This window comes from Sulfitobacter sp. F26204 (genome assembly GCF_026410305.1).
Lineage (GTDB): Bacteria > Pseudomonadota > Alphaproteobacteria > Rhodobacterales > Rhodobacteraceae > Sulfitobacter.
In genome coordinates, this window is record NZ_JAPMLQ010000002.1 from 199,694 (window position 1) to 212,787 (window position 13,094).

The window sequence follows — 13,094 nt, forward strand, 5'->3', positions numbered from 1 at the left end:
TTGCGGCGCATTGGAAACCCATGACCATGTCTGGACACTCTTTATGAAGATTGCATTTGCGGCCAGCCGGGCTGCTGTCGCACAGACTGCGCGGGCGGCGTTGATCGGGCGCTATGATGATGTTCCGCTAGAAGAGGCCGACGTGATTGTAGCGCTGGGCGGTGACGGTTTCATGCTTCAAACCCTGCATGATACGCAGCATTTGGATGCTCCCGTATATGGCATGAACCGGGGCACGATCGGGTTCTTGATGAACATCTACGGCGAAAGCGATCTGGTTGAGCGGTTGCAGGCAGCAGAACGCGAGGTAATCAATCCGCTTAGCATGACAGCAACCCACGTTGACGGGTCCACCTCACGGGCGCTGGCGTTGAATGAGGTTGCCTTGTTGCGGGCGGGTCCGCAGGCAGCGAAGTTGCAGATTACCGTCGACGGACGCTTGCGGATGCAGGAACTCGTGTGCGACGGGGCGCTGGTGGCGACACCTGCCGGATCGACGGCCTATAACTATTCGGCGCATGGGCCTATTCTGCCGATCGGGTCCGATGTTCTGGCCTTGACGGCGATGGCGGCCTTCAGACCCCGCAGGTGGCGCGGTGCCCTTTTGCCCAAGAAAGCGAGGGTGCGCTTTGATGTGCTTGAGCCTGAAAAACGGCCGGTGATGGCGGATGCGGATGGCAACAGCCACCGTGATGTTGTGTCGGTCGAGATCGTGTCAGACCCCGAGATCGAACATGCCATTCTGTTTGATCCCGGCCACGGATTGGAAGAGCGGCTGATCTCGGAGCAGTTTACCTAAGCCCCGTGCCCAGGGAATTACCCGGCATAGCCTATACCCTGCAAAGCTGTTTTGATTTCGTCCAGAACGGCGGGATCATCAATGGTGGCGGGCATCTTGTATGGTGCGCTATCGGCGATCTTGACCATTGTCGCGCGCAGGATCTTGCCTGATCGCGTCTTGGGCAGACGGTCCACAACCAGCGCCATCTTGAAGGCGGCGACGGGGCCTATCTGGTCGCGGATGCGTTTCACACATTCGGTTGTTATCTCGTCATGGGGGCGGTCAACACCTTTGGAAAGGCAGACAAATCCCATGGGAACCTGTCCTTTGAGAGGGTCGCTGACACCGATCACCGCGCATTCGGCAACGTCGGGGTGGCCTGCAAGGGCTTCTTCCATGGCACCAGTCGACAGGCGATGGCCCGCGACATTGATCACATCATCCGTGCGCGCCATGATATAAAGGTAGCCGTCTTCGTCCATCATGCCGGCGTCACCGGTCTCATAGTAACCCGGAAAGGTGGTGAGATAGGATTTCTGGAAGCGGTCCGTGGCATTCCAAAGCGTCGGCAAGGTGCCTGGCGGCAAGGGAAGTTTGATGGCTATCGCGCCAAGTTCACCAGGTTTTTGCGGGTGTCCAGTTTCGTCAAGGATGTGCACGTCATAGCCAGGCATGGGCACAGTGGGCGAGCCTATCTTGACCGGCAGCGCCTCAAGACCAGCTGGATTGCCGACAATGGTATAGCCGGTTTCTGTTTGCCACCAATGGTCATAGACGGGTTTGCCCAGTTTTTCCTGTGCCCATTCAATGGTGTCAGGATCGGCGCGTTCGCCCGCGAGGTAAAGCGCGCGCAGGCCAGAGAGATCGTATTTTTTGATAAATTCGCCCTTCGGATCCTCGCGTTTGACAGCGCGGATCGCAGTGGGGGCAGTAAAGAAGCTGCGCACATTATGTTGTTGGATGACGCGCCAGAATGTGCCGGCGTCCGGCGTGCCGACTGGTTTGCCTTCGAATACAACGGTGGTGTTGCCCGCGACCAGCGGACCATAACAGATATAGGAATGACCAACGACCCAGCCGACATCGGAGGCCGCCCAGAAGACATCGCCCGGATCGACGTTATAGATGTTTTTCATCGTCCAGTTCAGGGCAACCAGATGCCCGCCTGTGGCACGCACGACACCTTTGGGCGCACCGGTCGTGCCGGAGGTGTAAAGGATATATGCAGGAAAGTTACCCTCGACCGGAATACAAGCGGTGGGACGGGACTTTGCTACTGCATCCTGCCAGTTGATGTCACGCTCTGGGATCAGGTCGCATTGATGTTCTTCGCGTTGATAGATCACGCAAAAGTCAGGTTTATGCGCGGATTGTTTGATGGCGTTGTCGAGCAGGGGTTTATATTCGACGACACGCCCAGGTTCCAGCCCGCAAGAGGCCGCGAGGATGGCCTTGGGTTTGCAATCTTCGATGCGCACGGCCAGTTCATTGGCGGCAAATCCACCAAAAACCACGCAATGGATCGCGCCCAGACGCGCACAGGCCAACATGGCTTCAAGCGCCTGCGGGATCATGGGCATGTAGATGATGACAGTGTCGCCTTTATCAACACCGTTCGCGGCCAGAACACCGGCAAGCAGGGAGACACGGTTTTGCAGTTGCGAAAAGGTTATTTTCTCCAGGCTGTCGGTGATGGGGCTGTCATGGATGATGGCAACCTGATTGCCGCGCCCCTGTTCAACGTGACGATCCACGGCATTGTAACAGCCGTTCACCATGCCATCGGCGTACCATTCATACAGGTTATTGCCATGATCCGAGAGCGCTTTGGTCGGTGCAACTGTCCAGTCGATCGACTTCGCCTGATCGAGCCAATAGGCCTCTGGGTTATTTTTGCAGCGTTCGTATGTTTCGCGATATCCCATGGTTTTTCCTCCCCAGTTTCCCATTGTTAGGCAGCAGGCGCAGCGGGAGCAAGACAGCAGGGCCTAATCGGGAGCGAAATGGAGGGAATGTCGCAGGCAGGCGGCTTGATTTTCGCACCAGAATTGAACGAGGAGGCCAAGTTCCCACTGGTAACTATTTGATAAGCTGTTATCCCGGCAAGAGGAACTGCCGTTTCCGGGGAAGTGAATCATGAGTCTGCGTCTTCTGTCAGCTGTTGCTGTTGTATCGACCTTTGCCGCTGTGGCGCCTTTGGCTGCGCAGGAACGGTCGTTGAATTTCGGGCTCGGATTCGGGCTTTCCGTGGACCGTTCTTTTTTCGGTGCGGACAGTTACAAGGTTTCTGCTTCGCCCAGATTTACATTCGGCAACCTTACATGGGGTCGCTTGGACCTTGGCGACAGCATAGGTGAAGTGCCGAAGAATGGCCTGTCGCTTGGCGGTGCCTTTCGGATCGTCGGGTCACGTGATGCAGAAGATAACCCTAAACTTGCCGGTCTTGATGATATTGATACCGCGGTCGAACTTGGCCTCAACCTGAACTTTCAACAGACGCATTGGCGCGCTTTTGGTGAGATACGCCAAGGGTTTGGCGGCCACGAAGGTGTTGCGGGCACACTGGGTGCCGACGTGATTTTCCGGCCTACGGATCGCTGGACAGTGACCGCCGGACCGCGGCTGTATCTGGGGGACAGCAAATACGCCGGCACCTATTACGGTGTGACCGTTGTCGAAGCCGCAAATTCGAATTTCTCAGCATATGATGCCGATGGCGGTGCATTGGGTGCGGGAATCGAAATCGGTGCCACCTATCGGATTGACGATCGCTGGTCGTTTGAAGGGTCGCTGGCCTATGAGAAACTGTTGAATGATGCGGCTGATAGCCCGATCACCCAGGTTGGCTCTGATGACAATCTGAGTTTGCGGATCGGACTAAGTCGCGCCTTTACTCTTAACTTTTGATTCAAATCGTTTCGACCTACCCGTAATGGGCGACGGGGGTGCCGGCAATGGCACCGACGTTCAGCAATCCACGGGCGGTGATTGACGGCGAAACGATGTGAGCCTTGTTGCCCATGCCCATCAGGATTGGCCCAACTTCGAGTCCGCCGCCCTTCATTTTCAAGATGTTACGTACGCCGGAGGCTGCATCTGCATGTGCAAAGACCAGCACATTGGCAGGCCCCTGCATGCGATTGCTGGGCATCAGGCGTTCGCGCAGTTCAGGATCAAGCGCAGTGTCGATGTTCATTTCTCCTTCGTAACAGAAGTCAGCCTTTTCCGCGTCGAGCAATCGGATTGCCGCGCGCAGGCGTCCGCCCGTGCCCTCACCCTGATTCCCGAACTGGGATTGTGAACAAAAAGCGATACGTGGTTCGATGCCGAAACGACGCACATGACGGGCGGCACCACGGGCGATCCCCGCGATCTGTTCGGGATTCGGATGCAGGTGCACCTGTGTATCTGCAATAAACAACGGCCCGTCCTCCAGAATCATCATGCTGAGCGCGCCATCAGGGCGCAGACCGTCACGTCCGAGAATTTCATCCACAAAGTTCAGATGCCAGCGGAATTCGCCAAATGTGCCACAAATCAAACTGTCTGCTTCACCACGATGCACCATGACTGAGCCGATGGCCGTGCTGTTGGTACGCATGATCGCCTTGGCAATATCGGGGCTAACGCCGCGGCGGCACATCAGGCCGTGATAGGTTTCCCAGTAATCGCGGTAGCGTGGATCGTTTTCCGGGTTCACCAGATCGACGTTTTCACCAATCCGCAAGGTGAGACCTGCCTGTTCGATCCGGCGTTGGATGACCTCGGGGCGGCCGATGAGGATTGGTGTTTCGACCGTTTCTTCAATGATCGCCTGTGCGGCGCGCAGGACCCTTTCATCTTCGCCTTCGGCAAAGACGATCTTGCGCGGAGAGGTGCGGGCAGCTTCGAATACCGGACGCATGAGCAAGGCAGATTTGAAAACCGACCCGTCTAGTTTCTGGCGATATGCATCGAGATCCTCAAGCGGGCGTGTCGCCACCCCGGTTGCCATGGCAGCCTTTGCCACTGCCGAGGAAACCACGCCGATCAGGCGTGGATCGAAGGGCTTGGGAATGAGGTAATCCGCCCCGAATGTAAGCTGTTCACCCTGATAGGCGGCGGCGGCTTCGGCACTGGTAGTCGTACGCGCCAATTCAGCGATACCCGCGATACAGGCGAGTTGCATTTCATCGTTGATGGTCGTTGCCCCCACATCCAGCGCGCCACGGAAAATAAAAGGAAAACACAACACGTTGTTGACCTGATTGGGAAAATCAGACCGGCCTGTTGCGATGATCGCATCCGGCGCAACCTCGCGCGCCAGGTCGGGCAGGATTTCGGGCGTGGGATTGGCCAGCGCAAAGATGATCGGGCGTTTGCCCATTTTCTTGACCATTTCCTGACTTAGAACACCGGGGCCTGACAAACCCAAGAACAGGTCGGCATCGGGGATGACATCATCAAGCGTGCGCATCTCTGTTTGCTGCGCGAATTCCGATTTGATCGGATTCATGTCGATCTCACGGCCCTCATAAACCAATCCGTGTACGTCACAAAGCCAGACATTCTTTCGTTGCACACCAAGTTTGAGAAGCATGTTCAAACAGGCGATGCCAGCAGCGCCGCCGCCGGTCGATACGATCTTGATGTCTTTGAATTTTTTGCCCGTGACATGCAGGGCATTGGTGACGGCCGCCCCCACTACAATGGCGGTGCCGTGCTGATCGTCATGAAAAACCGGTATGTTCATGCGTTCGCGGCAAAGTCGTTCAACGGTAAAACAATCGGGTGCTTTGATGTCTTCCAGGTTGATCGCGCCGAAGCTGGGTTCAAGTGCACAGACGATGTCGGCCAGCTTTTCCGGGTCGGTCTGGTCTACTTCGATGTCGAAGCAGTCGATGTTGGCAAATTTCTTGAACAGGACGGCTTTGCCTTCCATCACCGGCTTGGACGCCAGTGCGCCGATATTGCCAAGCCCCAATACTGCAGTGCCATTCGTCACAACGGCGACCAGATTTGCACGAGAGGTGTAGAGTGCTGCATTGGCGGGATCGGCCTTGATTTCAAGGCAAGCCTCGGCGACGCCGGGAGAATAGGCGCGGGCAAGGTCGCGGCCATTGGCCAGCGGTTTGGTTGCCCGGATCTCAAGTTTTCCGGGTTTGGGAAAGGCGTGATAATCCAGTGCTGCCTGGCGTAGATTCGGCGTGTCGGTCATTCTCTTCGGCCTCCCATGAATATATAGTTTAGCGTTAAACTACTTTTTCCAGCCTGTCAGCTGCATTGCGCTGCACATCTATTGTGCTGCCCTCTGGTGCTGGTGTTCCTGTAGGCTAATTGGAAAAGGTGCGAAGGGGAAGGTGGCGTGTTTTTGCCCCTCGAAACTTGTCCGAGCATTACCTATAGTTCTGCGACCAAGGGGGCATTGATGGCAGGCGATTTAAGACAAAGAGCGATGGATGTGCGGACGCAGGCCTATGCGCCCTATTCCAAGTTCAAGGTGGGGGCTGCGCTGCGCGGCGCGAACGGTGAGGTCTATGTTGGTTGCAATGTAGAGAACGCGGCATATCCGCAAGGCACCTGTGCCGAAGCGGGTGCAATCGCTGCCATGGTTGCGGCGGGAGAAACAGTGATCAAGGAAGTGTATGTAATTGCCGGTAGTGCGATACCGGTGCCGCCATGTGGCGGTTGCCGGCAAAAGCTGGCAGAGTTTAGCGCAGGAGATGTGCCTGTCACGATGGCCACTGTGAATGGAACCGAACAGCACACAACCTTGTCAAAACTTTTGCCGGGGGCATTCGATGCCGGCTTTTTGGAAGGATAACGGATGAACGCGCGGGCCATTCTGGCAAAGCTGCGACACAAGCAAACGCCAACGCGCGATGAACTGGCCTGGATCGCTCAGGGGCTGGCCGATGGCCGGGTCAGCGATGCCCAGGCAGGTGCATTTGCAATGGGCGTCTGCCTGAATGGTCTGTCGGACGTGGGGCGTGTCGCGCTGACCCTGGCAATGCGCGATTCGGGGCGGGTGCTGTCGTGGAATCTGGACGGTCCGGTGCTCGATAAACATTCAACGGGTGGTGTGGGCGATTGTGTGAGTCTGCTGCTGGCGCCGGCGCTGGCGGCCTGCGGGGCCTATGTGCCAATGATCTCGGGACGGGGTTTGGGGCACACCGGCGGCACGCTGGACAAGCTCGAGGCGATCCCGGGCGTGAACACGCAGCAGAGCGAAGCGCAGGTGAAAGCAATTGTCGGGCAGGTTGGCTGTGCGATTGTCGGGGCGACGGCGGATATTGCGCCAGCGGATCGCCGACTTTATGCGATCCGTGATGTGTCATCGACAGTTGATTCACTGGATCTGATCACGGCCTCGATCCTCAGTAAGAAACTTGCGGCGGGCCTGGACGGTTTGGTGCTGGATGTGAAGGTCGGCAGCGGTGCATTCATGAAAACACTGGCCGAAGGCCAGGCATTGGCAGAAGCCCTGACCAAGACCGCGAATGCGGCCAAGTGCCGGACAACGGCCGTGATCAGCGACATGAGCCAGCCATTGGTGCCCAGTCTCGGCAATGCGCTTGAGGTGGCCGAGATCATGCGCCTGCTGACAGGCAAAGGCAAAGGGCCGATCGTTGATGTGGCTGCGGCTCTTGGGGGGGTCTTGCTGGCTAATTCCGGCTTGGCACAGGATGTGCAGGAGGGTGCCGACGCCATCGTGCACGCGATCCGCAAGGGCTATGCCGCAGAAAGGTTTGCGCGGATGTTGTCGGCGCTCGGCGGCCCGGTGAACTTTGTCGAAAGCTGGCAACGGTTCTTGCCCGAGGCGACGGTGATCCGGCAGGTATCGGCCCCCTATGACGGATATATCGCCAGGATCGATGGCGAAGCGCTGGGGTGGGCCGTGGTCGGTCTTGGCGGTGGGCGGGTCAAGGAAGACGACAGGGTGAATCCGGCGGTCGGCCTTTCGGATGTGGCGCGTTTGGGGACGCAGGTGCGGCGTGGCCAGGTTTTGGCGGTGGTGCATGCGGTGCGTTCTGATCAGGCGGATCGTGCGGCGCAGATGGTATTGGAGGCCATCACCCTTTCAGGGTCCCGTCCCAAAGTGCCCGAGCAGATCATCGAAAGAGTGGGCTGATGGCGCGTGCTTTTCTGGTGGTGATGGATTCTGTCGGAATCGGCGGTGCCCCGGATGCGGATCAGTATTTCAACGGTGATTTCCCTGACACAGGTGCCAATACGCTGGGCCATATCGCGCAGGCCTGTGCACAGGGTCAGGCAGAGGATGGCCGATCGGGCCGTTTGAGGGTGCCCAACCTCGAAGCGCTGGGGCTGGGCAAGGCCCTGAACCTGGCAAGCGGACTGGATGCCGTGGGCCTTGACCCCGCGCTCGGCACAGGTGTCGGAGCGGCGACAGAGGTATCCCGGGGCAAGGATACGCCATCCGGGCATTGGGAGTTGGCGGGATTGCCTGTGCCATGGGATTGGCACTATTTTCCCGACGAGCACCCTGCGTTTCCCCCCGAGGTCAGCGCATTTGTCGCCGCAACGGCGGGGACCGCGGACATCCTTGGCAATTGCCACGCTTCTGGCACGACCATCATTGCAGAGCTTGGACAGCAACATGTGCAGTGCGGTTGGCCGATTTGCTATACTTCTGCGGATTCCGTGTTCCAGATTGCGGCGCATGAAGAAAGCTTTGGACTGGATCGGCTGCTGGCACTTTGCGAGGCGGTCGCCCCGCGTTTACACGAGATGAAAGTAGGCCGGGTGATCGCGCGCCCCTTTGTTGGCGCGCAAGGCGCCTTTGAGCGTACGGGAAACCGGCGCGATTATGCAATCACCCCGCCAGGGCGGGTGTTGACCAACTGGGTGCAGGATGCGGGCCGCAGGGTTTATGCCGTAGGAAAGATCGGCGATATTTTCTCGATGCAGGGCATTGATGAGGTCCGCAAAGGCGATGATGCGCAGCTGATGGGGCATCTGAACGATTTGCTGGCAGAGGCCGAGGAAGGATCGCTGACCTTTGCCAATTTTGTCGAGTTTGACAGTCTTTATGGCCATCGCCGTGACGTGTCGGGCTATGCAAGGCATCTGGAGTGGTTCGATGCGCAGATCGGCAGGGTCATCGAAGGGTTGCAGCCGGATGATATGTTGCTGTTGACAGCGGACCATGGCAACGACCCGACATGGCCTGGGACGGACCATACGCGAGAGCGGGTACCGGTTCTGGTGACCGGACCAATGACGGCACCTCTGGGATTGATGGGATTCAAGGATGTGGCGCGGCTGGTGGCGCACCATTTGGGCCTGCCTCAGGGTGAGGTGTCGGACGGTATATAAGGCCAAAAAGAGGGAGCGGGTGCTTGCGAACCTGGCTGTTTCGCGCCACAAAAGACGCGGATAGAGGAGCTGCCGCCCATGACTGATCTTGATGACCATCTGACACTTGTTGATCACCCGCTGGTGCAGCACAAACTGACAATCATGCGCGACAAGGAGACCCCGACTGCGGTGTTCAGGCAGTTGCTGCGGGAAATTTCACAATTATTGGCCTATGAGGTGACGCGTGGGTTGCCCATGACCACCAAGCGGATCGAAACGCCGATGCAGGCCATGGATGCGCCGACACTGGATGGCAAAAAGCTGGCGCTGATTTCTATTCTGCGGGCGGGCAACGGGCTGTTGGACGGGGTGCTTGAGCTGATTCCGTCGGCGCGGGTCGGATTTGTCGGGCTGTACCGTGACGAAGAGACCCTGCAACCGGTGCAATATTACTTCAAGGTGCCCGAAGGGCTGGATGACCGTCTGGTGATTGCGGTTGATCCGATGTTGGCGACAGGCAATTCTTCTGTGGCGGCGATCGACCTGTTGAAGAAGGCCGGGGCAACCAATATCCGGTTCCTGTGCCTGCTGGCAGCACCCGAGGGAATCGCCCGGATGAAAGACGCCCATCCAGATGTGCCAATTGTCACGGCCGCTGTTGATGATGCGTTAAATGATGTCGGTTATATCGTGCCGGGGCTGGGTGATGCCGGCGATCGTATGTTCGGAACGAAATAATTGCGCTGTGCAGGGCTGAACCTGTTGTTGAACGCTGGACTTGACCCGCTGACTGAGGCATCTTCAACTACATATTGTGTGGGGGCACGGAAATGAAACTAACGAGAATTCTGGCGATTTTGGCAATGGCAGGCAGCTTTGGGGTTGCGGCCCAGACTGATTTTGTCGCGGCACAGATCCGTGAACAGCAACCTGCCGAGTTTCCGCCCAGCAGCTACAAGGGCAAGCAATACGTCGACAGCCAGGGCTGTGTGTTCATTCGTGCGGGAATCGACGGCAACGTATCCTGGGTGCCGCGTGTTTCGCGGGATCGCAAGACGGTTTGCGGATTCAAGCCGACCAGTGCCGGGCGTGCCGTGGCTGAAGTGCAGAAACCTGCGCAAGAACCGGTTCAGATTACGTTGAACAATGCCCCCGCTGCCGTGGCGAAGCCGGCCCCCGCCGCTGTGCGGGCAGCGCCACGCCGCGCCGCACAGGCCGCCAAACCACGCCGTGCCGCGGCCCCTGTTGTGGTGCGCCAGACTGCGCCGCGCCGCGTGGCGGCACCGAAACCAAAGATTGTGCCGACGGCCCCCCAGATTGTGACGCCCGCCCCGCAAGCGACACGCACCGCTCTGGTACAGGGGCAGGGCGGTTGTCGTGGAGCTTCGGCCATCTCAGCGCAGTATTTGCGCGGCACCGGGGTGCGTTGTGGCCCGCAAAGCCAGCCGATTGTTGGATTGCCGGTCAGACCCGCCGATGCACCGCGGGTCGCCGCGGCCCAGCCAGGCAGCCATGCCCAGCCGCGCGCCGCCGTCCTGCGCAATCATTTCGACACGGGTGCCAGTCAAACCACAGCCAATGTATCGTCACATACGCGGATCGTGCCCAAACATGTGGCCCAGAACCGTGTAAATACGCGTAACGTTCAAGTGCCACGCGGGTATAAGACCGTTTGGGATGATGACCGGTTGAACCCCTATCGGGCCGAACAGGACCTTGCCGGCCGCGCCGATATGTTGCTGGTCTGGACCCAGACCTTGCCACGTCGTCTTATCAACCAGTCAACAGGCCGCGATGTGACGGCTTCTGTGCCGCTGGTCTATCCTTATACATCAATAGCGCAACAGCGTCGGGATTTGGGTGAGGTCAACATCGTTCATCGCAACGGTCAGGTGATGAAACGTATTCTGCGCAATTCTGGTGCCAAACCGGCGACACGCAAGCCGGTCTATTCCTCGCGTTCCACGCCCAGGGCAGCAGCGCCAAAGGTGGTGACAGGCAAGGCGGCGGTGGTAGCAAAGCCTCAACTTGGCAAGCGGTATGTACAGATTGGCATGTTCAGCAACCCAGCCAATGCACAGCGTGCGGCGCAAAATATTGCAGCAATGGGGATGGCGGCACGGATCGGGAAGCACCGCAAGGGGAGCAAGACCTATATGTCGGTGCAAGCAGGGCCGTTCGGTACGGATAATGCCCTGAAAACTGCGATGAACCGGTTGCGCAGCGCCGGGTACAGGGATGCATTTTTCCGGTAAAGCCAACTAGGTTTCCCTATGTATTGGCCAGTCGGAGAGAATCCGGCTGGCCATTTCCTTGGCCCATAGGGTGTAGGTGATCGCAGCAGGATGAAACCCGTCCGATGCCATCATGTCCGGCCGAAGGGGCAGGTCAAACGGCACAAGCGTACAATCGGGGCAGGTGGCGAGCCAGGCCCTGCGATGACGTTCAAGTCTGCGGGCATGCCGACCAAGGATCCAGCGCAAAGGGTGCGGCAATAGCGGAAAATCCCCCATCGGCGGGAGACCGCTGATGTAGATATGCTTGGGGTTATGCAGGGTCCGCAGCCGGTCGATGAGGGTTTTTTGCTGGGTAATCCATTTGCCCGTGCGGGTCAGCCGGGTGACGTCGTTGACGCCAAGGCCGATTACGATCACGTCCAGTGGGCGGCTTGTGCTCTGTGTCAATCGGCTGATTGTGCTGGGGGTTGTTGAGCCGCTCTGCGCATCGAGTTGCCATTCGACAGAGAAATATGCGCCCAGGATTTGCACCAGTTGGCCGCTGAGCGCCCGGGATTGTTGTGCCACGCCGACACCTGCAGCAGAACTGTCGCCGATGATCGCAAGTTTGAGCGGGGGCCCCATACCCGATGTGCCTCGACGTGGACCTGCGGCTTCGGGCAGGTTCTGAGCGCTGCGCCGAACATGCAGGGCCTGGGCGACAAGCAAGGGTGACAGGACCAGCCGCGCAACAATGTCGAGCATCGCCTAGCCGCCGCAGATCTTTTGCAGGCGCAGCCAGTTGGCGTCTGACATCAAGGGTTCTGTCAACTTTCCGTTCATCGGGTCACCCTCTATCAGGACCAGCGTTGTTTCACCGGTGATGTCGCGGGCGTAGGCATAGGGTGTGGACCGCAGAGCAGCCTTGTCGAAACGTGCGACCAGATTGGCGGTGTCGGGATCGACCACAGCCACGGTCATCAGGTGTTCAGCGTAGTCATCCAGTGCGGCGGGGGCCACATTACCCGTGGTCAGAAGCCGGAAGTTTTCACGCAGGCCGACCACTTCGAGCAGATCGCGCAGGGGATCGGAGGCATCACGGCGGGTCTGTTCCGCGACGATATAACCGGCAGCAACGTCGGGCTCTTCGAAATCCTCAACCACGCTGCGGTTGAGCAGGATCATGTCGCCGGGCACATGCAGGCTGTCGCGGGTCATGTTGGGCAGGATCACAACTGCGCCTGCGCCCAGCCGTGTGGCCAGAAGCGCAAGTGCGGCGCGACCCTCGGGGTCGGTGCAGACCGGGCCGGAGACCCGTTCGATACGTTTTAACAAGGCGATTCCGATGGCGTTGCGTTTGACTTTGGGCACTACCTTGAGCGTGTGGTCCTGCAGGGCGTCGGGCAACCAGAACAGCACCAGAGAGGCCACCACGAGGAGCGAGGTGATCATCCCGACCCAGCGCAACCGGCCCGGACGCGGACGAGATTTCTCGATCGCTTTGCGCAGGGTTTCGATGGCTTCGATCATCTCGGCTTCGGTCTCGGGCAATTCGACGGTTTCGCCCGGGTCGCCATCGGGATGAAAGATGGCGGGACGTTGACCCGGATTGGCGCGTTCCACTGCTGCCAGAGACCAATGGGCAAGAGGCTGGTTTTTCATGTCGATGATGACCAGTGTGGCGTCACCAATTGAAACAACCACCTCGCGGCGTTGATCATCAGGCTTGGCCCGCCAGAGGGCGGTTGCTTCGAGCCGTGCATATTTGGTGAGCGCTGTCACGAGAGGGAGTGAGCCTG

11 protein-coding genes are annotated in these 13,094 nt (G+C 58.6%); 7 read left to right on the forward strand and 4 right to left on the reverse strand.

The features are described 5' to 3' along the window. Nucleotides 1-43 precede the first annotated feature (43 nt). Nucleotides 44-799, forward strand: a complete 756-nt coding sequence (locus OS190_RS04890; protein WP_267157549.1) for an NAD kinase — start codon at nt 44-46, stop codon at nt 797-799. Between the two features lie 17 nt (nt 800-816). Here the strand turns inward: OS190_RS04890 and OS190_RS04895 are convergent, their stop codons facing one another. After that, nucleotides 817-2,706: a propionyl-CoA synthetase gene (locus OS190_RS04895; RefSeq protein WP_267157550.1), complete on the reverse strand. Its 1,890-nt coding sequence runs from the start codon at nt 2,704-2,706 to the stop codon at nt 817-819. A gap of 211 nt (nt 2,707-2,917) precedes the next feature. On the opposite strand from OS190_RS04895, the gene OS190_RS04900 reads away from it, so the two are divergent. Then, the gene (locus OS190_RS04900; protein ID WP_267157551.1) at nt 2,918-3,688 is read left to right on the forward strand and encodes a MipA/OmpV family protein; all 771 of its coding nucleotides are present in this window, start codon (nt 2,918-2,920) and stop codon (nt 3,686-3,688) included. 16 nt (nt 3,689-3,704) lie between these two features. Here OS190_RS04900 and OS190_RS04905 read toward each other — a convergent pair whose 3' ends face one another. Then, nucleotides 3,705-5,978, reverse strand: coding sequence for an NADP-dependent malic enzyme (locus tag OS190_RS04905; RefSeq protein WP_267157552.1), 2,274 nt, complete (start codon nt 5,976-5,978; stop codon nt 3,705-3,707). Nucleotides 5,979-6,188: 210 nt separating this feature from the next. On the opposite strand from OS190_RS04905, the gene OS190_RS04910 reads away from it, so the two are divergent. From OS190_RS04910 to OS190_RS04930, 5 genes are all read left to right on the forward strand, one after another. Beyond that, on the forward strand, nt 6,189-6,584 hold the full coding sequence (locus tag OS190_RS04910; RefSeq protein ID WP_267157553.1) for a cytidine deaminase: 396 nt from the start codon (nt 6,189-6,191) through the stop codon (nt 6,582-6,584). A gap of 3 nt (nt 6,585-6,587) precedes the next feature. Then, nucleotides 6,588-7,892: a thymidine phosphorylase gene (locus OS190_RS04915; protein ID WP_267157554.1), complete on the forward strand. Its 1,305-nt coding sequence runs from the start codon at nt 6,588-6,590 to the stop codon at nt 7,890-7,892. After that, nucleotides 7,892-9,097 carry a phosphopentomutase gene (locus tag OS190_RS04920; protein WP_267157555.1) on the forward strand — a complete coding sequence of 402 codons (1,206 nt, stop codon included), beginning with the start codon at nt 7,892-7,894 and terminating at the stop codon, nt 9,095-9,097. The genes OS190_RS04915 and OS190_RS04920 overlap by 1 nt, the downstream gene beginning before the upstream one ends. 78 nt (nt 9,098-9,175) lie before the next feature. Continuing rightward, on the forward strand, nt 9,176-9,817 hold the full coding sequence (gene upp / locus OS190_RS04925; RefSeq protein WP_267157556.1) for a uracil phosphoribosyltransferase: 642 nt from the start codon (nt 9,176-9,178) through the stop codon (nt 9,815-9,817). Nucleotides 9,818-9,909: 92 nt separating this feature from the next. Further along, entirely contained in the window at nt 9,910-11,334 is a 1,425-nt protein-coding gene (locus tag OS190_RS04930) for an SPOR domain-containing protein (RefSeq protein ID WP_267157557.1), read from the forward strand. Between the two features lie 6 nt (nt 11,335-11,340). On the opposite strand, the gene OS190_RS04935 is transcribed toward OS190_RS04930, so the two are convergent. Beyond that, the gene (locus tag OS190_RS04935) at nt 11,341-12,060 is read right to left on the reverse strand and encodes an SGNH/GDSL hydrolase family protein (RefSeq protein ID WP_267157558.1); all 720 of its coding nucleotides are present in this window, start codon (nt 12,058-12,060) and stop codon (nt 11,341-11,343) included. A 3-nt stretch (nt 12,061-12,063) separates the two neighbouring features. After that, nucleotides 12,064-13,077 carry a hypothetical protein gene (locus OS190_RS04940; protein WP_267157559.1) on the reverse strand — a complete coding sequence of 338 codons (1,014 nt, stop codon included), beginning with the start codon at nt 13,075-13,077 and terminating at the stop codon, nt 12,064-12,066. Nucleotides 13,078-13,094 lie beyond the last annotated feature (17 nt).

Excerpts from the sequence above, each read along its gene's own strand:
- OS190_RS04890 (WP_267157549.1), top strand. The coding sequence starts at position 44 with ATGAAGATTGCATTTGCGGCCAGCCGGGCTGCTGTCGCACAGACTGCG.
- OS190_RS04895 (WP_267157550.1), bottom strand. The coding sequence starts at position 2,706 with ATGGGATATCGCGAAACATACGAACGCTGCAAAAATAACCCAGAGGCC.
- OS190_RS04900 (WP_267157551.1), top strand. The coding sequence starts at position 2,918 with ATGAGTCTGCGTCTTCTGTCAGCTGTTGCTGTTGTATCGACCTTTGCC.
- OS190_RS04905 (WP_267157552.1), bottom strand. The coding sequence starts at position 5,978 with ATGACCGACACGCCGAATCTACGCCAGGCAGCACTGGATTATCACGCC.
- OS190_RS04910 (WP_267157553.1), top strand. The coding sequence starts at position 6,189 with ATGGCAGGCGATTTAAGACAAAGAGCGATGGATGTGCGGACGCAGGCC.
- OS190_RS04915 (WP_267157554.1), top strand. The coding sequence starts at position 6,588 with ATGAACGCGCGGGCCATTCTGGCAAAGCTGCGACACAAGCAAACGCCA.
- OS190_RS04920 (WP_267157555.1), top strand. The coding sequence starts at position 7,892 with ATGGCGCGTGCTTTTCTGGTGGTGATGGATTCTGTCGGAATCGGCGGT.
- upp (WP_267157556.1), top strand. The coding sequence starts at position 9,176 with ATGACTGATCTTGATGACCATCTGACACTTGTTGATCACCCGCTGGTG.
- OS190_RS04930 (WP_267157557.1), top strand. The coding sequence starts at position 9,910 with ATGAAACTAACGAGAATTCTGGCGATTTTGGCAATGGCAGGCAGCTTT.
- OS190_RS04935 (WP_267157558.1), bottom strand. The coding sequence starts at position 12,060 with ATGCTCGACATTGTTGCGCGGCTGGTCCTGTCACCCTTGCTTGTCGCC.